The 22,907-nt window shown below is 67.0% G+C and carries 18 protein-coding genes; 9 read left to right on the plus strand and 9 right to left on the minus strand.

The features are described from left to right. Positions 1-15: 15 nt before the first annotated feature. Together ACWRN3_RS17405 and catA are read right to left on the minus strand one after the other, a co-directional pair. On the minus strand, positions 16-1,299 hold the full coding sequence (locus ACWRN3_RS17405) for a benzoate/H(+) symporter BenE family transporter (RefSeq protein WP_476741412.1): 1,284 nt from the start codon (positions 1,297-1,299) through the stop codon (positions 16-18). Positions 1,300-1,389: 90 nt separating this feature from the next. Further along, the gene (catA, locus tag ACWRN3_RS17410) at positions 1,390-2,271 is read right to left on the minus strand and encodes a catechol 1,2-dioxygenase (RefSeq protein WP_476741413.1); all 882 of its coding nucleotides are present in this window, start codon (positions 2,269-2,271) and stop codon (positions 1,390-1,392) included. A gap of 329 nt (positions 2,272-2,600) precedes the next feature. Here catA and benA point away from each other — a divergent pair, with 329 nt between their 5' ends. The 5 genes from benA (at position 2,601) to ACWRN3_RS17435 (ending at position 9,973) form a co-directional block, all read left to right on the plus strand. Beyond that, positions 2,601-3,986 carry a benzoate 1,2-dioxygenase large subunit gene (benA, locus tag ACWRN3_RS17415; RefSeq protein WP_476741414.1) on the plus strand — a complete coding sequence of 462 codons (1,386 nt, stop codon included), beginning with the start codon at positions 2,601-2,603 and terminating at the stop codon, positions 3,984-3,986. Between the two features lie 35 nt (positions 3,987-4,021). Then, complete coding sequence (gene benB / locus ACWRN3_RS17420) at positions 4,022-4,558, plus strand: benzoate 1,2-dioxygenase small subunit (RefSeq protein WP_476741415.1); 537 nt, start codon at positions 4,022-4,024, stop codon at positions 4,556-4,558. A gap of 124 nt (positions 4,559-4,682) precedes the next feature. After that, the gene (gene benC, locus ACWRN3_RS17425; protein WP_476741416.1) at positions 4,683-6,254 is read left to right on the plus strand and encodes a benzoate 1,2-dioxygenase electron transfer component BenC; all 1,572 of its coding nucleotides are present in this window, start codon (positions 4,683-4,685) and stop codon (positions 6,252-6,254) included. Then, the gene (locus ACWRN3_RS17430; protein WP_476741417.1) at positions 6,254-7,081 is read left to right on the plus strand and encodes a 1,6-dihydroxycyclohexa-2,4-diene-1-carboxylate dehydrogenase; all 828 of its coding nucleotides are present in this window, start codon (positions 6,254-6,256) and stop codon (positions 7,079-7,081) included. The genes benC and ACWRN3_RS17430 overlap by 1 nt, the downstream gene beginning before the upstream one ends. Positions 7,082-7,141: 60 nt before the next feature. Continuing rightward, entirely contained in the window at positions 7,142-9,973 is a 2,832-nt protein-coding gene (locus ACWRN3_RS17435; RefSeq protein WP_476741418.1) for an AAA family ATPase, read from the plus strand. Positions 9,974-10,001: 28 nt separating this feature from the next. Here the strand turns inward: ACWRN3_RS17435 and catC are convergent, their stop codons facing one another. The 4 genes from catC to ACWRN3_RS17455 form a co-directional block, all read right to left on the minus strand. Then, the gene (gene catC / locus ACWRN3_RS17440; protein ID WP_275180556.1) at positions 10,002-10,280 is read right to left on the minus strand and encodes a muconolactone Delta-isomerase; all 279 of its coding nucleotides are present in this window, start codon (positions 10,278-10,280) and stop codon (positions 10,002-10,004) included. 29 nt (positions 10,281-10,309) lie between these two features. Then, on the minus strand, positions 10,310-11,410 hold the full coding sequence (locus tag ACWRN3_RS17445; protein ID WP_476741419.1) for a mandelate racemase/muconate lactonizing enzyme family protein: 1,101 nt from the start codon (positions 11,408-11,410) through the stop codon (positions 10,310-10,312). Beyond that, positions 11,407-12,351 (minus strand): LysR substrate-binding domain-containing protein, encoded by a 945-nt coding sequence (locus tag ACWRN3_RS17450; RefSeq protein ID WP_476741420.1) that lies wholly within the window; start codon positions 12,349-12,351, stop codon positions 11,407-11,409. Before ACWRN3_RS17450 ends, ACWRN3_RS17445 begins: the two co-directional genes overlap by 4 nt. Before the next feature lie 72 nt (positions 12,352-12,423). Then, entirely contained in the window at positions 12,424-13,797 is a 1,374-nt protein-coding gene (locus ACWRN3_RS17455) for an MFS transporter (protein ID WP_324643389.1), read from the minus strand. Positions 13,798-14,125: 328 nt separating this feature from the next. Between ACWRN3_RS17455 and ACWRN3_RS17460 the strand changes: the two genes are divergently transcribed. Then, positions 14,126-14,824 (plus strand): maleylpyruvate isomerase family mycothiol-dependent enzyme, encoded by a 699-nt coding sequence (locus ACWRN3_RS17460; protein WP_476741421.1) that lies wholly within the window; start codon positions 14,126-14,128, stop codon positions 14,822-14,824. A 76-nt stretch (positions 14,825-14,900) separates the two neighbouring features. Here ACWRN3_RS17460 and ACWRN3_RS17465 read toward each other — a convergent pair whose 3' ends face one another. Next, positions 14,901-15,878, minus strand: coding sequence for an ABC transporter substrate-binding protein (locus tag ACWRN3_RS17465; RefSeq protein ID WP_324643387.1), 978 nt, complete (start codon positions 15,876-15,878; stop codon positions 14,901-14,903). Positions 15,879-16,199: 321 nt separating this feature from the next. Between ACWRN3_RS17465 and ACWRN3_RS17470 the strand changes: the two genes are divergently transcribed. Further along, a complete protein-coding gene (locus ACWRN3_RS17470) occupies positions 16,200-18,533 on the plus strand; it encodes a coiled-coil domain-containing protein (RefSeq protein WP_476741422.1) in 2,334 nt (777 codons plus the stop codon). A 105-nt stretch (positions 18,534-18,638) separates the two neighbouring features. Here the strand turns inward: ACWRN3_RS17470 and ACWRN3_RS17475 are convergent, their stop codons facing one another. Both ACWRN3_RS17475 and ACWRN3_RS17480 read right to left on the minus strand, forming a co-directional pair. Then, the gene (locus tag ACWRN3_RS17475) at positions 18,639-19,337 is read right to left on the minus strand and encodes a type 1 glutamine amidotransferase domain-containing protein (RefSeq protein WP_476741423.1); all 699 of its coding nucleotides are present in this window, start codon (positions 19,335-19,337) and stop codon (positions 18,639-18,641) included. 46 nt (positions 19,338-19,383) lie between these two features. Then, positions 19,384-20,256: an aldo/keto reductase gene (locus tag ACWRN3_RS17480; RefSeq protein WP_476741424.1), complete on the minus strand. Its 873-nt coding sequence runs from the start codon at positions 20,254-20,256 to the stop codon at positions 19,384-19,386. 139 nt (positions 20,257-20,395) lie between these two features. Between ACWRN3_RS17480 and ACWRN3_RS17485 the strand changes: the two genes are divergently transcribed. Beyond that, positions 20,396-21,388 carry an LLM class flavin-dependent oxidoreductase gene (locus tag ACWRN3_RS17485; protein ID WP_476741425.1) on the plus strand — a complete coding sequence of 331 codons (993 nt, stop codon included), beginning with the start codon at positions 20,396-20,398 and terminating at the stop codon, positions 21,386-21,388. A 1-nt stretch (position 21,389) separates the two neighbouring features. Next, positions 21,390-22,892 carry an MFS transporter gene (locus ACWRN3_RS17490; protein ID WP_476741426.1) on the plus strand — a complete coding sequence of 501 codons (1,503 nt, stop codon included), beginning with the start codon at positions 21,390-21,392 and terminating at the stop codon, positions 22,890-22,892. Positions 22,893-22,907 lie beyond the last annotated feature (15 nt).

Below are 22,907 nucleotides of genomic sequence, written 5' to 3' on the forward strand. Positions count from 1 at the left end.
AACGCCCGGTCCGGCTCAGGGCTGGGCGTGGTCCGCGCGCTCCAGCAGGCGGGACACCCCGTAGCCAATCACCAGGCCCCAGAAGGCTGCATGGATGTTGAAGAGGTTCATGCCGGAGATTGTCACCACGAACGTCACCAGTGATCCCAGGGTGAAGCTGGTGGCGAAGGCCGTCACGAAGGCCTGCTGGAGGGCCCGCAGCATCGCGATGCCACCCAGCGCCAGGACGAACTCCTTGGGCGCGGCCAGCATCAGCCGGGTCAGGGTGGGGGCAAACGCTGCGAACACCAGGGCGAGCAGGCCGTACGCCACGGCGGCCGTGTACTGGCGCTCCCTCTTCCCGGACGACGTCAACAGGGCGTTGGTGGGACCTGTAACGCAGGCCGAAACGGCGCCGAAACCGGCATTTAGCACTGAAAAGGCGCCGGAGGCAATAGCGAAGGCATTCACCGGCGGGCGGTGGCCGGCGGCGCGGAGGACGGCGATGCCCTGGCCGTTTTGGACGAACAGCACGGTGAGGGCCAGTGGAACCACCAGCTCCAGCTGGGCAGCCCACGTGAATGCAGGGGCGGTGAAAACCGGAGTGGCCAGGAGCGGTCCGCCGGGCGACAGCCTGAACTGCCCGCTGGCGGCCACGGCAATACAGCCTGCCACCAGCGTGCCCAGGACCGGCGGCAGGAACCTGCCAAGCCTGGGAACTGCGGTGAGGACCAGGAACGCGGCCACCATCGGAGCAGCCACCGCCGGGTTGTCCTGGGTGGAGGCAACAATGTCGGTGCCGAACTTCAGGAACACCGCGGCCACCATGGCCATCACGAGCGGCATGGGCACCAGCGCCATGGCTTTGCGCACCACCCCGGTGGCGCCCAGGGCGAGGATCAGCACGCCGGAAGTGAAGAAGGCCCCGACGACTTCGGGGAAGGCCAGGTGCTGAAGGGACGGTCCCAGGAGCACCGTGCCGGGGATGGACCAGGCGAAGCCCAGGGGCTGCCGGTAAATGAGCGACATCAGCAGCGTGGCCGCCCCGCCGGAAAAGAGAATGCCAAAAACCCAGGACGACAGCTGGCCCTGGGTCAGGCCACCGGCCGTCCCCACGGCCAGGGTAACGGCGATGGGCCCGGACGCCGCGAAAATAAGCCCGATTGCCCCGTTGGAGACATATGACAGGCCCAGGTCGCGAAGAATCCGGCGCGGACCAGCGGGCCGGACCCCCGGGCGTTCCAGCAGGGGTTCCGGCGACGGCGCCGGCGGGGCTGACCCGACGGATGTGGCGGCCGGGTCGGGGCGGGGATGGCTCATCGGAACTCCTGGCTGGCGAGGAAAACCGGAGGCGCTCCGAAGCATCAGCTCCGGAGCGCCTCCGTGCGGGGGTGTCTCCCAGTTTGCGTGCTACTTCTTCTGGCCCTGCTTTGCCAGGACGTAGTCATAAACTACTTCCTCGCCCTTCCCGTCGGTACGGGGGCGGGGGTCCAGCATCAGTTCAGGCTTCACGGCCGAGGCAATGTCGTCCGCGTTGTGGGGGTCGCCGGGGAAGTACAGCTGCTGCGTGACCGGCTCGTAGCCCGGCGCGGACACCTTGATGTGGACGTGCGCGGGACGCCAGGCGTGCCAGCCCGCGGCGTTGATCAGCTGCCCGCAGGCGCCGTCCGTGGGGATCTGGTAGGGCGCCGGACGCATCGTGTTGATCTCGAACCGGCCGTCGTCGGAGGCCTTGACGGTGGCCCGGAACAGCCACTCGGGCATGCCCGGGGCGTACTGGGAGTAGAAGCCGGCGGCGTCCGCGTGCCAGATCTCCACCTGGGCACCCTGGATGGGGTTGCCGTCGGTGTCGGTGAACTGGCCGGTGAAGCGCAGCGGGGTGCCCTCTTCGTTGTCGCGCATTTCCACCGTGGCGGGCGTCTGGAGTTCCGGAGAGCCGGGAACGTAGTAGGGACCCTCGATGGTGCCGACGGTGCCGGGACGGTCCTGGGAGTTCACGTCCTCAACGGTGTGTTCAAGCCAGACGTCGAGGAACAGCGGCCATTCACCGTCCGTGCCCACCTTGATCAGCCATGCTTTCAGGGCGTTGTATTCCTCGTAGGTGACCTGGTGCTCGACGACGATGTCGTTGGCGGCCTTGATCAGTGCGCCGGCCAGCAGGCTCACCCGTTCCTTGGATACATCCACGCGGGAGAGCTTGCCTGACGCAGCGAACCGCTCGGTTGCCTTGGAGCCTGCTTCGACGGCGGTGCCTTCGTTTTCCGTGCGGCTGTCCGTTGGGGTTTGGGTCATGACGATGTCCACCTTCTTCATTGAATGGGACAGGAAGGGCTCCTGCTCCCCACGCGGCTGGCGGGGCGGGACGTTCCACCTGCCCTGCTCGGCACCGCGTGATCTCGGTCTCAAGCGTAGGCGTGGAGATAAGGACGCTACAAATATCAACTAGGCGTCTTTTGAGTCATTATCAGTACATAAACTCACCCTTGGTAGAACCTAGGTATTTGCCTGATGTGAGGCCAATCACGAGCGGCAAGAATTGCTGGACAACGTCCGCCGCCGAAGCCTCTTCCCGAGTGGACCTCCGCCCATCCGTCCAGCAATCTCCAATGAAGGAGCACGCCATGACCGAGAACCTGATCCATGCCCGCGAGGTCCTTGCCGACGCCGTGATCGACGACCGCGAGAACGGCGTCATCCGGGCCAAGCGCGAGATCTTCACCGACCAGGAGATCTTCGAACTCGAGATGAAGCACATCTTCGAAGGCAACTGGGTGTACCTCGCCCACGAGTCGCAGATCCCCAACGTGGGGGACTACTTCACCACCTACATCGGCCGCACCCCCGTGATGATCACCCGGGACAAGGACGGGAACCTGAACTGCCTGGTTAACGCCTGTTCGCACCGCGGCGCCATGCTGTGCCGCCGCAAGACGGACAACCGCACCACCTTCACCTGCCCGTTCCACGGCTGGACCTTCAAGAACTCCGGGGAGCTGCTGAAGGTCAAGGACTCCCGGAACGCCGGCTACCCCGAGACCTTCAACAAGGAAGGCTCACACGACCTCACCAAGGTGGCCCGCTTTGAGTCCTACCGCGGCTTCCTGTTCGGCTCGCTGAAGGCTGACGTGCTCCCGCTCGAGGAGCACCTCGGCGACGCCACCAAGGTCATCGACTCGATCGTCGACCAGTCACCGGAAGGCCTGGAAGTGCTGCGCGGTTCCTCCACCTACACCTACGACGGCAACTGGAAGGTCCAGGCCGAGAACGGGGCGGACGGCTACCACGTCACCGCCGTGCACTGGAACTACGCAGCCACCACGGCCCGCCGCAGCGCCGGAGACTCCGCCAACAAGACCAAGGCCATGGATGCCGGCAAATGGGGCAAGGTCAAGGGCGGGTTCTACTCCTACGACCACGGCCACCTGCTGCTGTGGCAGGAATGGACCAACCCCCAGGACCGCCCGCTCTGGGACCGCCGCGACGAGCTTGTGGCCAAGTACGGCGAGGAGAGGGCCAACTTCATGATCAACATCTCCCGCAACCTCTGCCTGTACCCGAACGTCTACATCATGGACCAGTTCTCCTCGCAGATCCGCCACTTCCGGCCGATCTCCGCGGACCAGACCGAGGTGACCATCTACTGCATCGCCCCCAAGGGGGAGTCCCAGGAGAACCGTTCCAAGCGCATCCGCCAGTACGAGGACTTCTTCAACGCCACGGGCATGGCCACCCCGGACGACCTGGAGGAATTCCGCTCCTGCAACAAGACCTACTGGGCCACCAGCGCCCCGTGGAACGACATGACCCGCGGCTCCACCCACGAGATCGCCGGCCCGGACGAGCAGGCGCAGGCCCTGGGCATGACCAGGGTGATCGCCTCCGGCGTGCGCACCGAAGATGAGGGGCTCTACCCCATCCAGCACGGGTACTGGAAGGAAGTCATGGACCGGGCCCTGGCGGAGGAAGAGGAACGTTCCGCACTGGAATCCGTTCCCGTCACCGCCTGAGAGAGCCCGCCGGAACCATAGAGAGCGCAGAACCCATGACCAACCTGACCCACACCGCCCCGGTCCTGAAGACCGCGGAGGAGATCGCAACCCTCGAAACCGTCCGGGCGTTCCTCTACCGGGAAGCCCGCCTGCTGGATGACCGCCAGTTTGATGAATGGCTGGAGTGCTACCACCCGGACTCCGAATTCTGGATGCCGGCCTGGGACGTGGACGACCAGTTGACGCAGGATCCCCAGAACGAGATTTCCCTGATCTACTACGACAACCGCGGCGGCATTGAGGACCGGGTGTTCCGGATCAAGACCGACAGGTCTTCGGCCACCTCCCTCCCGGAGCCGCGCACGGGCCACAACATCACGGACGTGGAGGTTGTGGCGAACGACGGCGGCAAGGTGGACGTGCGCTTCAACTGGTTCACCCTCTACTTCCGCTACAACACGACGGACACCTACTTCGGCACCAGCTACTACACGGTGGACCTTTCCGGCCCGCAGCCGGTGATCCTGAAGAAGAAAGTCGTCCTGAAGAACGACTACATCCACCACGTGGTGGACGTCTACATGATCTGACCTGCCCGCAGCCGGCGCCCGGGACCAACGGGCGCCGAACGGCAGGTCCCATCCCGTGCCCGCCGGGCACGCCATAACTTTTCCCCGGACGCGACGACGCGGCCGCCCCAGTCAGGAGGACCCCATGGGCCACAAAGTAGCCCTCAGCTTCGAAGATGGCGTTACCAAAGTCATCAAGGTCGGTGACTATGAGACCGTCATGGACGCGGCCTACAAGGCGCGGATCAACATTCCGTCGGACTGCCGCGACGGCGCGTGCGGCACCTGCAAGGCGTTCTGCGATTCCGGCTCCTTCGACCCGGGCGACTTCATCGACGACGCCATGACGGAGGAGGAGCTCGAAAAGGGTTACCTGCTGACGTGCCAGGCCGTCCCGGAGTCCGACCTGGCCATCCAGATCCCGGCCACGTCCGAATCGGCCAAGACGGCGGCCGCCACGTTCAGCTCCACCATCAAGGAGCTCAACCGGCACACCGACACCACGGTGTCCTTCACCCTTGAGGTGGAGAACCGGGACGCACTTGCCTTCCTCCCCGGGCAGTACGTCAACCTCAAGGTTCCCGGCACCGACGCCGAGCGCTCCTACTCCTTCAGCAGCGGCCCCGAGGTGGACGATGCGTCCTTCATGGTCCGCGTGACTCCGCAGGGCGCCATGTCCGAGTACCTGCGCGACCGCGCCGCGGTAGGCGATGCCATCGAGTTCACGGGCCCGTACGGATCCTTCTTCCTGCGCGAGCCAAAGCGGCCCCTGCTGCTCCTGGCCGGCGGCACCGGGCTGGCCCCACTGCTGTCCATCCTGGAAAAGCTCTCCGAAAACCCGCCGTCCACCCCGGTCCACCTCATCTACGGGCTCACCCGCGAGGCGGACATCGTGGGCCTTGACTGGCTCCGCGCCTACGAGGCGAAACTGCCCGGCTTCACCTGGGACTACATCGCCTCCGAGCCCGGCACTTCCGCCCCGCACACCGGCTACGTCACCCAGATCATCGAACCGAAGCACCTCAACGACGGCGACGTGGACATCTACCTCTGCGGCCCGCCGCCCATGGTCAACGCCGTCTCCAAGTGGCTGGACACCGAAGGCATCAAGCCCGCCAACTTCTACTTCGAACGTTTCGCGCCGAAGGAGACCACCGGGGGCGACGCCGAAACCGGCGCCCCCGCACCGGCCGGGAAGATCCAGGTCGAGGGCGACACCATGAGCCGCGGCGAGGCCGTGTCCTCGCTGGAGACCGGCCGGCTGGATTTCCGCAAGGAGGACAGCTTCGCCCAGCTGGACGCCCGCATGGGCCTGGAGCTTGCGGTCAGCGAACTGCTGCTGGGAAGGCTCAGCGAACAGCAACTTCGCCAGCTCCGCCGGCTCGCGGAAGCCACCACCGGCTCGGTGCAGGGCGGGAACATCACCGACCCCGAGGAGTTCGCGCGCACCAACGAGGAATTTCACGAGTACCTCTTCATGGTCTGCGACAACCCGATGCTCCTGGAGTCCTACCGGCGCCTGGACGTCCACGCCCAGATGGCCGCGGCCTTCGAAGCCGGCACGCCGATCTTCGAACGCGTCACCCAGGACCACCTTGAGATCGTGAACGCCTTCGAACGCGGCGACAAGGACCATCTGCGCGCCGTCATCACCGCCCATGCCCAGGACGCGAAGGACACCATGGCCGGGGCCATCGACGCCAAGGCCGGCCGCTGATGGCTGCGCCGTACGCCGGGCAATACGTGACGCCGGGCAGGTTCGGCGGCAAGGTCGCCGTCGTCACCGGTGCCGCCCAGGGGATCGGCCGGAAGGTGGCCGAGCGCATCGGTGCCGAAGGCGGCGCCGTGGTCCTGGTGGACCGCGCGGACCTGGTCCACGACGTTGCCCGCGGCATCGACGAGGCCGCCAAAGCCTCGGGCTCGGGCGGGTCGGCCACGTCCGTCACCGCAGACCTGGAGACCTTCGCCGGCGCCACCCAGGCCATCAAGGCCGCGCTCGCAGCCCACGGCCGCGTGGACGTCCTGGTCAACAACGTGGGCGGCACCATCTGGGCCCGCCCCTACCAGGAGTACGACGAGGAGAAGATCGAGAAGGAGATCCGCCGCTCGCTCTTTCCCACGCTGTGGACCTGCCGGGCAGTCCTGCCGGCCATGATGGAGCAGGGCTCCGGCACAATCGTGAATGTCTCCTCGGTGGCCACCCGCGGAATGCACCGGGTGCCCTACGCTGCGGCGAAAGGTGGCGTGAACGCCCTGACCCAGTCGCTGGCCATGGAGGTGGCCGGGCACGGCATCCGCGTGGTGGCCACCGCCCCGGGTGGCACGGAAGCCCCGCCGCGGAAGGTCAAGCGCGGGCCGGACGCCGAATCCGCCACCGAGAAGGACTGGTACCAGACCATCGTTGACCAGACGGTGGACTCCTCATTCATGAAGCGCTACGGCACCCTCGACGAGCAGGCGGCGCCCATCGTGTTCCTTGCCTCGGACGAGGCGTCCTACCTGACCGGCAGTATCCTCCCGGTGGCCGGCGGCGACCTGGGGTAGGGGCCGGTGCTGGACGCGCGGCACCAGGGGCGCCCGGGCCGCTCCGGTAGGATTGCGGCCATGACAGCGGGCTCCACCCAGGGCGAGATGGCGGAGGACTTCCCGCTGGCGGGCCGGGCCGCGGCGTTCGAGCAGCTGCTGGAAATCCTCCGAACTGTCCGCAAAGGCAAGGTGGGAACCGTTGTCCTGTCCGGGCCCTCGGGCTCCGGCAAAACCGCGCTCCTGGAACTCTTCCTCGACCACTGCCGCACGGCCGCCCGCGGCGTCCGCGTGCTGTCCGCCATGGGGGACGACTGGGAGGCGCAGTTCGCCCTGGCAGGCTACTCCCAGCTCATGCGGACCCTGCCGCTCCGTACGGCGAAGGATTACGACGGCGGCCCGGCCCTGGCGCCGGGGCCCGTCGCCTCCCTGACCCCTGACCAGGTGGTCAACTACGCCGCCACCCTCAGCACCCATCTTGAAGGCCTGCAGACGCACGGCAGCGTGGTGGTCGCCGTCGACGACGTCCACAAGCTCGACGAGGAGAGCCTGCGCATCCTCACCTTTGTCATGCGCAGGCTGCACGACAAGCGGGTCCTGTTCCTGCTGACCCTCAACCCTGTTGACGCGCCCCGCGTCCCCGCCGGCGTGCTCGACTTCCTCACCGGCCACCAGGTGGCCCGCATCCCGCTGGAACCCCTCTCGCCGCAGCAGGTCCAGGACGTGGCCCGTAGCCTGTTCGGCCTGGACCTCAGCGCGACGGCGGCCCATGGCCTGGTGACGCACACCGGCGGGATTGCCCAGTCCATCGTGGAGCTGCTCCGTGAGCTGCCCCCGGAAACCTGGCAGTCGTGGTTCCCTTCCCTGCCGCCCACCTCCCGGGTGCGCACCAGGGTCCGCAGCGTCCTGGCCGCAGCGTCCTCCGCCCTGGTCGCCGCCGCGGAAGCCGCAGCGGTGCTCGGTCCCGGCGCGGGCCTGGCCGAGGTGGCCAGGGTGGGCGGCCTGGAATCCGTCATGCCGGCACTCGATGAGGGGCACCGTGCGGGGCTGCTGGGACTGTCCGTGGACCAGTCCCGCTCCGCCGTCGCCTTCCTCGAACCCGGCACCGCGGAGGCCGTCTACGAACAAATCGTCCCCAGCCGGCGCATTGCCCTGCACTGGAAGGCGGCCGAGGTTGTCCAGTCCGAGGGCGAACAGCTGGGCCACCGCGTTGCGGCCACCCCGGCCGCAGACGAAACCCTCGCCGCGGAACTGGAAGAATTCGCGCGGCGGCAGGCGACGGTCGGCGCATGGCAGGATGCCTCAACTGCGCTGTTCTCCGCCTCGCGGCTGTCCCCCGATATCCGCGCCCGGAACCTCCGGCTCCTGAAAGCCGTCGACGCCTTGGTGGGCTCCGGCAACGTGGCCCAGGCGCAGGCCTGGGCCGGGGCAGTGGATGCCCTGCCGCCGTCGCCCCTGCGCTCCTCGGTGCTGGGGTACCTGTCCACCGTGTCGGGCCAGAATGACAGCGCCCAAAGCCAGCTGGAGATGGCGTGGCGCACCAGCAATCCGCAGCGTGAACCCGCCGCGGCAGCACAGGTGGCCCAGCGGTTCGTCCTCCACGGGGTGGCCTCCTGGGACGGTCCGATGATTACCGGCTGGGCCGAACGCGCCATGGCTCTCACGGAGCCCGGAACTCCGGCGCACATCGAGTCGGAGGCCATCTACGGACTGGGCCTCTATGCCCAAGGCCGGATAGCGGACGCTGAGGCCTCCTACCAGCGGGCCTCTGCCCAGGCGGCCGAGAATGCCCAGAAGCAGCGGGTGCAGATGGGCGCCGGCTGGCTGGCCCTGCGCCTGGACAACGCCGAGTCCGCGCTGGTGAATTTTGAGTCGGCCGCCCCTACCGAGTACCGCGGGGGATCGCTGCGGATCTCCCTGTGGGCCGAGGCCTGGCTGGCCCGCACCCACCTTGTGCTGGGCAATTGGGACGCGGCCGCCGCCACCATCTCCCGGGCAAGCGTCCGGCTGGAGACCTCGCGGATGCCGCTGATCCGGCCGCTGCTGTACTGGACGGCCGCCGAGCTGTGGTCCATGCGGGGCGACTGGGACCGGGCACGCTACTACGTGTCGCAGGCCGCGGTGCAGCCGGGGACCTACCGGGCCATGCAGGTCCCGGCCAGCCTGGCGCGCGCCCGCTTCCACGAGGCACGGGCGGATTACGAAAGTGCCCTGGCTGCCCTGCAGCCGCTGGCCGAACTGGACCCCTGGACCGATCAACGGGTGTCCTTCTGGCCGTGGCAGGACACTTACGTCAACGCGCTGGTCATGACCGACAAGCTCGATGCCGCAGAGACGTTCCTTACCGCGTTCGAGGGAGTGCACCGCGAGCGGGAAGTCCCCTCCGACCTGGCCCGCGTGGCGTGGGCACGGGGCCGGCTGCTGGCCGCGCAGGGGGACCCGGACACGGCAAGGGAGTACTTCGAGGCGGCGCTGGGGCACCTCCGCGGGCTCAACCGCCCCTATCTGCGGGCACGGATAAGTTTCGCGTTCGGGCAAAGCATGCGCAGGGCCGGCAAGCGGCGCCTGGCCTCATCGGTGCTGCGGGCGGCCCGGGACCTGTACGACACCCTCGGCGCGGCCACCTACGTGGAACGGTGCGACCGTGAGCTGAAGGCCACCGGCCTGGACGTGGGGAACCTGCCGGACCCGGCGGACCCGGTGCTTTCTTCGGTGGGCGGCCACCATCAACAGCTCACGGCCCAGGAACAGGCCGTGGCCGAGCTGGTGGCTGCGGGGGCAACCAACAAGGAGGCGGCCATGGCCCTGTTCCTGGCCGAAAAGACGGTGCAGTACCACCTGACGCGGCTGTACCGGAAGATGGGAATCCGGTCGCGCAGCGAACTCGCGGCCGCGTTCCGGGCCAAGGACTGACCCGGAACGCCGCAGTGCTAACCGGTGGCTACTTGACGTCCGAGGGGTGCTTGGCCAGCGGAACCACGGTGATGTCCATGTACGGGAACAGGGGAAGGCCCTGCAGGATTCCGTGGAGTTCGTCGTTCGATTCGACGTCGAAGATCGAGTAGTTGGCGTATTCGCCCACCACGCGCCAGATCTCGGGCCACTTCCCTGAGCGCTGCAGTTCCTGGGAGTAGGCCTTCTCCGTGGCCTTGATTGCGGCGGCTTCTTCGGCAGGCATGCCGGCGGGCAGGTTGACGTCCATATGGACCAGGTACTTCATGGATGACCTCTCGGTGCCAGGGGTGGGTGTCAGTCTGTGCGGTAGTGGGCGAGCTTGTCGTCATCCACGTCAGTGCCCGCACCGGCACCTTCAGGAACGCGGATCCGGCCCCCGGTGATCGCCAGCGGCCGGGCCAGCAGGTCATCGGTCATGTCGAGGTAGTTGGACAGCTCCGCCGCGCGCTTGGCGGTGTGGGCGAATGCTGCGCCGAACACCACCGAGGCCACCGTGCCCACCTGCGTGTCGATCTGGTTGCCGATGTAGACGTCGATGCCCATGCCCTCGGCCATGCCAACGATCTTGGCGGCTTCGGTGAAGCCGGACCGGGCGGTCTTGACGGACAGGAGGTTGGCCCCGCCGGTGAGGATCTCGCGGGCAGCCTCGCCCAGGTTGGCGGCGGATTCGTCCGCGGCAATGGGGATGGGGGAGTTGGTGACCAGGCGGCGGCGGCCCAGGACTTCGCGGGCATCGTCCGGCTCCTCAAGGAACTGCAGGCCGAGGTCGGCGGTGCGGCGCAGCACCTCGGCGGCCTCGTTGGCTGTCCAGCCGCGGTTGGCGTCCATGTACAGCTCGGCGTCCTCGCCCAGGCCTTCCCGCAGCACCCTGGCGGCCTCGATGTCCAGGTTCAACGGACGGCGGCCTGTCTTCAGCTTGAAGGTGTTGATGCCGTACGTTTCCCGGAACTCCAGGGCCAGTGCCAGGAGTTCCTCGGCGGGTTTGAAGCCAAGCATGTGGGAGACGCGCAGTGAGTCGGTGTAGCCGCCCAGCAGCTTGGTCACGGGCTGCCCCAGGGTCTTGCCGATGACGTCCCACACGGCGATGTCCACCGCGCCCTTGGCCGTCTGGTTGTGGATGGTCCGGGCCAGGACGGCCTGGATCTTTTCCCGGTCAAAGACGTCAATGCCCACCAACTGCGGGGCGAAGACATCCTGCATCACCGCGACGATGGACTTCTGCGTCTCACCGTAGGTGTACGGGCGGGGAGGGGTGTCTGCGGTCCCCACCACGCCGTCATCTGTGTGGACGCGGACCAGGACATGGTCGGCCTCATGCACGGAGCCGGACGCGAAATGGAGCGGATGACGGTACGGGATCGAGTAGGGGATCGCCTCGATGGCTGCGATCTTCATGATGGGAGGTGCCTTTCATCAGCAGGAGCCGGGTGGGGAGCGGGGGTGCCGGCAGGGGCGGAGGCGTCAGCGGTTGCCGTGGCCACAACGTCCAGGAAGTTTTGCAGGAGGGCGGACCGGTGACCGCGCAGCCAGGCGACGGCGAGTTCCACCGGCGGAGCATTGTCGATCTCCCGGTAAGCGACGCCTTCGAGCTGGAAGGCACGAACGCTGGACGGCATGACGGCGATCCCGCCGCCCGCGGCTACGAACGCCAGCATTGTGGAGGTCTCACCAACCACCTGCGTGATCCGCGGCTGGAAGCCTGCCTGGCGGCAGAGGTCCGAAGTAATGCGGTTCAGCACGGACTCCGGAGCGTAGGCGATGAAGTCCTGGTCCTGCAGTTCATGCATGGCCACGGGCCGGTCCACCGCCAGGGCGCTGAAGGAGGGAAGCGCGACGACGAGTGGCTCCTGGGTGACCACGCGGTAGTCGATCTCCTCGGACGCAACGGGGGGACGCAGCAGCGCCGCGTCCAGGGTCCCGTTCCGCAGCCCCGCTTCCATCGACGGCGTCAGCATCTCTCCGTTCAGCGCCAGTGACAGGCCGGGAAGGACCTGCTTGGTGAGCCGCGCGATCCGTGGCATGACGCCGTAGGTAGCCGACCCGGAGAACCCCACCCGGAGGACGCCGGTGGCGCCCTTGCCTACCTGGTAGACATCCGCCCGGAGCGTCTCGACGTCGTTGACGATCTGGCGGCCGCGGTCCAGCAGGAGCTGGCCCGCCGCCGTCAGGTCCACCCGCCGGGTGGTGCGGTTGAGGAGCTGGACACCCAGCTGGTCTTCCAGCTGGCGGATCTGCTGGGACAGGGGCGGCTGGGCCATGTGCAAGCGCTTGGCCGCCCTGCCGAAGTGCCGTTCCTCCGCGACCGCGATGAAGTAGTTCAGCTGGCGGATTTCCATCCGGTGCCACCTTTCCAACGGGCCGGGAGGCGCGCGTGGCCTCATTGATTCATAGAGTAACCATAAAGAGCCTTACTTAGATACTTTTTCGACGTAATCTTGCTTCTCTTCAACGACGGGCAAGGCTTCCTCCACCTTGTGCTGGCGCGGTACCAGGACGGTGACGGCGCCGCCGAGCAGGGCCACCGCCCCGTAAATGTAGAAGGCTGTTGCCCCGCCGATCCCCGCCGCTGCCAGCCAGCCGCCGATGATCGGGCCCAGGACCCCGCCCAGCCGGCCCACGCTGGCGCACCAGGCGACGCCGGCGGCCCGGGCATTGGTGGTGAAGTAGTTGGACTGAAAACCGTAGACCAGCACCTGGGTGCCCAGGGTTCCCACCCCTGCGGTGGCGATGAAGGTGAAGAGCAGCGGCAGGGGAAAGCTGAACGTCATCAATCCCAGGGAAATGGTGGCGAGGGCAAACGTGGCAGCGATAACCCGCTGTGGTCCGTTCCGGTCGGCCATCCGGGAAGCGACCAGTCCGCCCACCACGGCGCCGAGGTTCAGGGCCAGCGGGAAGAACAGAGCGTAGGTCCGGCCGTAGCCGTAGCCCTCCATGATCTTTGGAAGCCAGGTGTTGAGCCCATAGGTCAGCAGGAGCCCGCAGAAGGACATCAGGCCCAGCAGGATGGATGCCACGGCGAACTGGCGGGAAAAGACGGCGGCGAACCCTGACTTCCGTGGTGCGGTGCCGGCCTCCCGGATCACCTGCTCTTCGGCGAGCGGCACGCCGGTGCGCCATGCGGCGGCCAGCGCTTCCTCTTCCCGGCCCCGGGCCAGCAGCCACCGCGGGGATTCCGGAAGCTTCCGCCAGGCAATGGGCAGGATGACCAGGAGGGGCAGGGATCCAATGATGAAGAGACCGCGCCAGCCGATGCTGTCCAGGAAGGCGATGCCCAGGACGGACGCCAGCACGCCGCCCGCGGGGACCCCGGAGTAGACGATCGCATTGTAGAACTGCCGGCGGCCCGCGGGCGCGAACTCGGCCATCGTGGCGCCGGCGCTCGCGATGACGACGCCCAGGCCCAGCCCGGTGGCAAACCGGAGGGCGCCGAAGGCGGTGACGTCCGTGGCCAGGGCAGTGGCGAACATGCCCAGGGAGAACCAGGCGATGCCAGCGAGCATCAGCCGGCGGCGGCCGAAGAAGTCACCGACCGCCCCGCATGCCAGCGACCCCACCAGCACGCCGATCAGGGCCCAGGATCCCAGGAGCCCGGCGGTGGCAGCATCAAAATGACCGATCTGGCCCGCGTCCGCGAGCAGGCCCGGAAGGACGGTGCCGTAGACCACCAGGTCGTAGCCATCAAACAGGAGGGCAGCGCAGATGACGAAAGCCACCCAGTTGGCTGTCCGGGTCTCCTTTCCCGGGTTTCCGGAGATCGTGGATTGGGGGTGCGGCAGCGTCATGGCGCATGTCCTTTCAGGGGGCGGGTGGGCAGGCGTCGGGGGATTCGGATGGATCCGCGCCGGGCCTCGGCAACCCAGCCTGACAGGCAATGTGACGCACGGCATATGAGGGGAATGCCCGGTTTCCCGCCGGGGATGGATTGTGCCGTTTCCGCATATCAAAGGGACTGTTTTTGCGATGGATCCAGCGGGAACAGGCCAAATGCACCCGGCAGCAGGGGCATCCCGGCGGCGGCGGGAGGGTCGGTATCAGTCCATACGCGGCCGGTATGAACCAGGCGGCCCGTAACCATGGCCGGGGTCACGGCGACGCGGTTAGGCTGGCGGAATGATCAATCCAGCACGGCTGCACTCAGACCTGTCCCGCCTGGGCCGGGAGACGGACATGTTCCTTGCCACGGTCTCCTCCTTGTCCGATGAAGAGATGGCGGCTCCGTCGCTGTGTGAAGGGTGGACCCGTGCCCACGTCATCGCGCACGTCGCATCCAGCGGACGGGCCCTGGTTGGGCTGATCGACTGGGCCACGTCCGGGGAGGAACGCCAGCTGTACGCGTCCCCTGAAGCGCGATCGCAGGCCATTGCCGCACTGGCGGCCCTGCCGCGGGAGGAGCTCCTGGCTGAAGTGCGGGACTCGGCCACCGCTTTCGCCGATGAAGCCCGGCGGTTGACCGGGGCGCTTGCGGCGCCGGAAGTAAAGGTGGGTGGCCGGGAGCTGCCGGCAACCTCCATTGTGGCGCTGCGGATTGCCGAGGTGGTGGTGCACCACCATGACCTGGACACCGCCTGGACCATCGAGGAGGCCGACCCCGATTCGCTGTTGAACGCCATCGAAGCCGTGGTTCGCGCCATGCGTGCCAAGGGGGCGCCCGGGATGACGCTGGTTACCGAGGAACGCGACAAGTGGGTCATCGGTGACGGCGGCCTGCGGGTTGAGTCGGACCGGGAGGGCCTCCTGAAATGGCTGGCACGCGGCCACGCCGAAGATATTGAGGCGGCGGGCCCGGTGCCCGTGCTGCCGGCCTGGTAAAGCCAAAGAAGAATCCCCGCCGGGCACCAGCGAATTGCTGGCGGGCCCGGCGGGGATTCCTTCGTCGGCGGGACGCCTACTTCTTCGGCAGGCCCGCCGGGTTCAGTTCGGACTTCTGGATGGCCTCGGAGGAGAGGCCCCAGCGGTCCAGGATCCTGGCGTAGGTACCGTCGTCAATCAGGTGGTTCAGCGCAGCCTGCGCGGCGACCGCCAGCCCGTTGCCCTTCTTGGTGGTAAACGCGATCTGCGCGGTCAGCGGCCAGCCGCCGTTCAGCGTGCCCACCTGCTTCGTCTTCCCGTCCTGTGCTGCCTTGTACGCGGCGGCGGCGTTGGGTCCGAACGTCAGGTCCGCCCGGCCTGACTGAAGTGCAAGGCTCGAGGCCGAGTCGTCGTCGTAATACTGGAACTGGACCGGCGCCAGGCCGTTCTTCTTGTTCTCCTCGTCCCACCGCACCAGGATGGCTTCCTGGTTGGTGCCGGAGCCCACGATGATCCTCTTGCCTGCCACGTCCTTGGCTTCCTTGATCTCGCCGATGCCCGAATCACTCTTGGCGTAGAAGCCCAGGAGGTCGTTGCGGTAGGTGGCGAAGTCGAACTTTTCCTTGCGCGCCTCGGTGACGGTGACGTTGGAGAGCACGGCCTCGTACTTGGACGATTCGATGCCCAGCGGCCAGTCCGCCCACGCCACGGGCAGGACCTCCACGTTGAGCCCCAGCGCCTCGCCCACGGCGTAGGCGATGTCCACTTCACTGCCGATCAGGGTCTTGTTGTCCGTGGCGAACAGGCTGAGCGGCGCCGCCCCGCCTGTGGTCACCACGGTGAGCTTCCCGTCGGCCTTGATGGCCTCCGGCACCAGTGCAGCCGCGGCGGGGTCGGCCGCGACGTTGAAGCGGTCCTGTTCCGGGGACAAGTTGAAGGTCTTGCCTGCGGAGTTGGCGGCGGACGACGACGGTGCTGTCGCTGCCGAAGCGCCGGGATCGGAGCAGGCAGCCAGTCCCAGCAGCGCTGAGACGGTCAGGGCCACGACGGCGGCCGGCTTGGTGTTGATGGCCATGGTTCCTCCTTGGAAAGGGAGCGGAAGATGCAGCGTACTGTGCGCGTTGCAGCAACTATCCGGCAGCCCCGGAGGCGGAATCAAAGGCCACGAAACCCGGGGATACAGGGAGTAACCGCAGTTAACCGGAGGACCGCGGCGGTCATATTCGCCGGCCGCAACCCCGCCGGATACGCGCCTGTCACGCATCCAGCAGAAAGCGAGTACTCGCGCGAAAAAGACAAGTGGTGATTACGCGTGTTCTCCGCCCGTGCCGGACTCTACGGTTGGGCCATGAGGCGGCCAGAGTGGGCCGCCGCAATGGTCTTATCAGGAGCTCGCATGCGCACTTCCCCGTCCAAGTCCCCCCTTTCCCGCCGCCTGGCCGCCGCCGTTGTCCTGCCCGGGCTGCTCACCACCAGCATGGTGCTGGTCCAGCCGGCCGTTGCCGCTACAACCTCCACCACCGGCATGTGCAACGGAGTGGTCAACCAGCTGGCGCACCGTGGCGCTGTGCAGGAAAACCTTTTGAAAGCCGCCGCCAAGAAGAACGCCGACGCGATCGCTGCCTTGCAGGCCGACAAGGCCAAACTGCAGGCCCAGGCGGATGCCTTGGCGGCGCAGAAAGCTGACGCGGAGAAAGCGCTGGCTGACCTCGCTGCCCAGGAGACGCAGCTGGACAGCCAGGAAACGGCAGCGCAGGCAGAACTGGACAGGGTGACCGCTCAGCAGGAAAGCCTCACCTTGCAGGTAGCGGCAGCGAAAACGGCCATCACCGACCTTCAGGGAAAGAAGGCAGACGTGGAGAGCCAGCTGGCTCCGCTGCAGGAGGAACTGGCAACTGCAGAGGCCGCCTCCGCGGACCTCCAAGCACAGGCCGACCAGCTGGGCGCAGAACTGGTGGCCAACAGCCAGGCGATCGCAGCCGCCCGGACGGAGCTCTCCGCGCTGCAGCAGGCCGCGGACCAGGCAGCCTCCGACCTGGCCACCAAGGAGACCCAGATCCAGCAGGCCCAGGATCAGTTGACAGCCCTGGCCGCGCAGGCGCAGCAGGCCGCCGCTGCCGTGGACGCCGCGCAGCAGGCTGTCGCCGACGCCGAAACCCAGCTGAACGCGCTGGTGGCAGCCGGAGACACCGCGGCAGCAGAGCTGCAGGCCCAGCAGGACAAAGTGGATACTGCGAAGGCGGCACTGGCCGCGCTGCAGGAAACCGCTACAGCCGCCAACGCTGCCGTCACCGGCAAGAAGGACCAGATCGCCACGGCACAGGCCGAGCTCGGTACCCTGCAGTCCACGGCCACCGCTGCCAAGGCGGCCCTCGATGCCAAGAACGCCGAGATCGCCAAAGCCCAGACGGACCTGCAAACCCTCCAGACCAACGCGGCGGCCGCAGCAAAGGCTGTCAGCGACAACACCGCCAAGATTGCGGCCGTGAACGCCGACATCACCAGCTTCCAGGCCCAGATCGCCACGGTGAACGGCCAGATTTCAGCCAAGCAGGCCCAGTTGACGCAGGCCCAGAACGACCTTGCAGCATTGACCGCGCAGAAGGACGCTTTGACTGCGCAAATTGCAGACCTCAACAGTCAGATCGATGCGATCAAGGGCAACTCGCAGAAGAAGCGCGACCTCATCGCCCAGCGTGACATCCTCCAGGACCAGTTGAATGGCGTGAACAGCCAGATCGCCAATAAGAGCGCCACCATCTCCGGCCTCCAGGGTGATCTGGCAACCCTGCAAAAGCAGGTGGAAAGCCTGAACTCCCAGCTTCTGGCCAAGCAGCAGGAAAGCAGCACACTGCAGCAGCAGGCAGCGCCCCTGCAGGCAGCCCTCGACGCCGCCAATGCTGCGGTGACCGCAAAACAGAACGATATTGCGTCCCTCAAGGAACAGGTGCCAGCGCTCCAGGACGCCCTGAACCAAGCCAATACGGCCGTGACCTCCAAGCAGACGGAGCTCGCCACCCTGGAGGGGCAACTCCCGGGTTTGGAGCAGGCAGCAAAGGACGCAGTCGGCGCAGTGATGGCCCAGCAGCAAGTGGTCGCAAACCTCGAAGAGGCCTTGCCCACCCTGACCGAACACGTCGCGCAGGCCGAACAGGACATCGCGGACCAGCAGGCAGTTCTCGACGCGAAGAACACCACTCTGGCCGGGGCGCAGGGAGCGCTCGCTGCAGCCAACGGCGCGGTGGAGGACAAGCAGTCGGAGATCTCCACCTTGCAAGACCAGCTCAACGGCCTGCAGGCAACCCTGGACGCCGCGAACACCGCGGTTGGCACCAAGACGGCGGAAATCGCTTCGCTCAACCAGATCGGCGACGACCTGGTGGCGCGGATTTCGTCGCTCAATACCGAGATCGGCGCCGCGGAAGGCAACATCCTGGACTTACAGACTCAAGTGAAGCCACTGCTTACCCTGCTGAACCAGCTCAACGGCGAGATCAGCGCCACGGAGGCTAAGCTGGCGGATCTGCAGGCACAGCTAACAGCCCTCGATCCTCAGATCGTGGCCGCGCAGACCAAACTGGCGGATCTGCAGGCCAAGAAGGGGAACTACGCGGATCCGATCAAGGTGCAAAAGCTCCTGGTATCCAGTCTTCAAACGCAACTGGCTGACATCCAGAAGCAGATGGCGGCGATCGATTCCACCATCGCGAACGGGGGCTGCGCCGTCTGATCCGGGAGGCATGAAGGCCGGCGCCCAACGACGTGCGCCGCAAGGAGGGGACCAGCTCAATGAGCTGGTCCCCTCTTTTACGTCGTGACGGTCAGCGCCGGCTGATTACGACAGCGCCGCGAGGACTTCCTTTGCCACGTCCTCGCTGGACTGCGGGTTCTGCCCGGTGATGAGGTTTCCGTCGCGCACCACGTTGGAGGACCAGGCCGCGCCGTTTTCGACGACGGCACCCTTCTCCTTGAGCGCGTCCTCCACCAGCCAGGGGGTGTTCTCCCCGGTTCCGCCGCCGAGTTCTTCCTCGTTGGTGAAGACCGTCAGGCGGCGGCCCTTGAAAGTGAACCCGCCGTCGTCGTCCGTTGCGCTCAGCAGCCCCGCGGGACCGTGGCAGAACGGTGCAATGATCTTGCCGTCCTTGTTCGCCGCCACCAGCAGGCGGCCCAGATCGGCGTCCTTGTACAGGTCCGCCATGGGGCCGTGGCCGCCCGGCATCACTACGGCGTCATAGCCGGCAATGTCGACGTCGGCGAGGACCAGCGGGTGCGCCAGCTCGCCGTCGATCTTCGCGACGTAGTCCCGGAAGCCCTGGGCGCGTTCCTCGCCGCCGGCCGACTCGGGAGCCAGGCTTACCTGGTCCACGGTGGGCTTCCTGCCGCCGGGGGTGGCGATGTGGACCGTGTTGCCGGCGTCGGTAAGGGTCTGGTGTGACACCACCAGTTCCTCTGCCCAGTAGCCGGTGGGGTGTTCGCTGCCGTCCTTCATGGTGAGGGAATCTGCGGCCGATACGACCATCAAAATGTTTGCCATGGTGTTTCTCCTGTCTTAGCTGACGTGAGTGGCTGGAAGCCGCTTGCTACTTGCCTGCTGCTTCAAGCTCAGCGTACGTGGCGTCGTCGAGCGTGATGCCGGCGGCGGCCATGTTCTCTTCGAGGTGCTGCACCGAGCCCGTGCCGGGGATCGGCATCATCACGGGGGAGCGGCGCAGCAGCCAGGCCAGGGCCACCTGGGAGGTGGTGGCGCCCAGGCGCTTGGCCGCCTCATCCAGCGGGCCGCCCGGCTGGGCGAGTTCGCCGGCGGAAATCGGTGCCCAGGGGATGAAGCCGATGCCGTTCTCCTCGGAGTAGCGGAGCACGTCCTCGGAGCTGCGGTCGGTCAGGTTGTAGCGGTTCTGGACCGTGGACACCGTAAAGTGCTTCCCGGCCGCCTCCAGCTCCTCGACGCTGACCTGGGACAGGCCCAGGGCGCGGACCTTTCCTTCGTCCTGGAGTTCGCGCAGCACGCCGAACTGCTCCTCGGCGTCCACCTTGGGATCGATCCGGTGCAGCTGCAGCAGGTCCAGGGTGTCCACCTTCAGCTTGCGCAGGCTCAGCTCGGTCTGCTGGCGCAGGTATTCGGGACGGCCAACGGGAATCCACTTGTTGGGCCCGGTCCGGGTGAAGCCCACCTTGGTGGCGATCTTCAGCCCCTCCTTGCACGGGTGCAGGGCCTCAGCGATGATTTCCTCGCTGATGTTGGGGCCATAGGAATCTGCGGTGTCGATGAAGTCCACACCGAGTTCGACGGCGCGGCGCAGCACAGCCACGGCGGCCTGGCGGTCTGCGGGCTCGCCCCAGACGCCGTCACCCACGATGCGCATGGCACCGAAGCCGAGCCGGTGCACGGTTCCCAGATCCTTGAGGTCGATCGTCGCGGACAGTTCCAGCTGGTTCGTTGAATCATGGCTCATAGGGGCGGCAACCTCATCAGTGTGCTGAGTATTCCGGAAAACACGAAATAACCCCGGCCCCGCCGTGGTTATGCATCAAGTGCCCGCCGCGATCCGGCCGGCGACTCTTACGAAACGTTCCTGAAAGGCCGCACCTGACGTGACTCTTCCCCTCTCCATCCTTGACCTGGCAACCATCGGCAAAGGCCAGACGGCGGCGGAGAGCCTGGCGGGCAGCGTGGCCATGGCGCAAAGCGCCGAGAAGCTGGGCTACCGGCGCGTCTGGTACGCCGAGCACCACAACATGTCCTCCATTGCCTCCTCCGCCACCAGCGTGCTGATCGCCCATGTGGCCGCGCACACCGAAAGCATCCGGCTGGGCGCCGGCGGCATCATGCTGCCCAACCACTCCCCGCTGACCATCGCAGAACAGTTCGGCACCCTGGAAACCCTTCACCCGGGCCGGATCGACCTGGGCCTGGGCCGTGCCCCGGGCAGCGACCAGAACACCATGCGGGCGCTGCGCCGCGACCCGATGTCCGCGGACAGCTTCCCGCAGGACGTCCTGGAACTGCAGGGATACCTCACCGGACCCACCCGCATCCAGGGCGTGGAGGCCACCCCCGGCAAGGGCACCAACGTTCCGCTGTACATCCTGGTTTGGTCCCTGTTCGGCGCCCGCCTGGCCGCCCAGCTTGGCCTTCCGTATGCCTTCGCCTCGCACTTCGCCCCCGCTGCCCTGCAGGACGCGGTGGCCATCTACCGGAGCGAGTTCAAGCCGTCCGCCCAGCTGGAGGCCCCGCACGTGATTGCGGGCGTCAACGTGATCGCCGCCGACTCTGCGTCCGAAGCCCAGGCCATGTTCCAGGCCACCAAGCGTGCCCGCGTCTCCCTGTTCTTCGGCGGCGGCACCCGCGAATTCTCCGACGACGAGGCGGACATGATCCTGGACTCGCCGCAGGGACGGCACATGGCACAAATGATGACATACTCCGCCGTGGGGACACCCGACGTCGTCCTTGACTACCTGGACAGCTTCGGCCAGCACGCCGACGCCGACGAACTCATCGTGGCGCACCAGAGCCCCGGCACCCGGGACCGGCTGCGGTCCATCGAACTGCTGGCGGAGGCCGCCGGGCTGGTGCGGGTCTGACATGGCGGACGTAAAAGACGGCGTAGGGTTCCGGTCCGAACGCGGGCCCATCCTCATTGCCCTGATGCTGTCCACGGGACTTGTGGCCATCGATTCCACCATCGTGGCCACGGCGGTGCCGTCGATCGTCCGTGACGTGGGCGGTTTCTCGTCCTTCCCCTGGCTCTTCTCCGCCTACCTGCTGGCGCAGGCAGTGTCCGTGCCCATCTACGGCAAACTCTCCGACATGGCAGGGCGCAAGCCCATCATCCTGATCGGGATTGGCCTGTTCCTCCTCGGCTCGGTGCTCTGCGGCGTCGCCTGGAGCATGCCCTCTCTGATCGCCTTCCGGGCCCTGCAGGGGCTCGGCGCCGGCGCGGTACTGCCGGTCGCCGTCACCATCGCCGGCGACATCTACACCCTGCAGGAGCGTGCCAAGGTCCAGGGCTACCTGGCCAGCGTCTGGGCCATCTCCTCCGTGGTGGGCCCCAGCCTGGGCGGCATCTTCTCCGCCCTCGGCATCTGGCGCGGCATCTTCCTGGTTAACGTGCCGCTCTGCCTGCTGGCCGGCTGGATGTTGGTCCGCACCCTTCACGAAAACGTGGAACGGGCCACGCACAAGGTGGACTACGCCGGCGCCGTCCTCCTGACCGGATCGCTGGGCCTGCTCATCCTTGGTGCCCTGCAGGGTGGCCAGGCGTGGGCATGGAACTCGTCCATCAGCATTGGCGTCTTTGCTGTCGGGGCCGTGCTGCTCGTTGCGTTCCTGCTGGTGGAGCGGCGGGCAGCGGAGCCCATCCTCCCGTCCTGGGTGGTGTCCCGCCGCCTGCTGGCCACCACCGCGCTGGTGTCCTTCGGCGTCGGCGCGATGATGATCGGGCTCACCTCCTACGTTCCCACCTTCCTGGAAGGCGCGCTGTCCTCCTCGCCGCTGGTCGCGGGCCTGGCACTTGCGGCGCTCACCCTCGGGTGGCCGCTCAGCGCCTCGCAGGCCGGGAAGTTCTACCTGCGGATCGGGTTCAAGTCCACCGCCCTGATCGGCATTGCCATCGCCGTGGCGGGCCTGCTGATCCTGTCACTGACTGCTTCCTCGCCCAACGTGGCCCTGATCGCCATCAGCTGCTTCGTCGTCGGGCTTGGCCTGGGCCTGCTGGCCACCCCCACCCTGATTTCTGCCCAGTCCAGCGTTCCCTGGCAGGAACGCGGCGTGGTGACCAGCACCAACATGTTCGCCCGGTCCATCGGCAGCGCCCTGGGCGTGGCCGTGTTCGGTGCCGTGGCCAACTCCATCTACGGCGGCAGCAGCGGCGGCGACGCCGATCCCGCCACAGTGATCAGCGCGTCCGGTGCCGTGTTCCTGGCCGCGCTCGTGGCCGGCCTGCTCACGGTGGCAGCGGTGCTGGCGATGCCCGCGGTGAAGGCCGAAGACAGCGGCAATTCCGATGCGGAGCCCGTGCCCACCCAGGCGGACGGCAGCTCCAGCCAGGCTGCCGCCGGCGGAGATGTTCCTGCAGACAAGCCCTAAGGGCGAATGTGTGTT

This window comes from Pseudarthrobacter sp. rb (assembly GCF_056389225.1).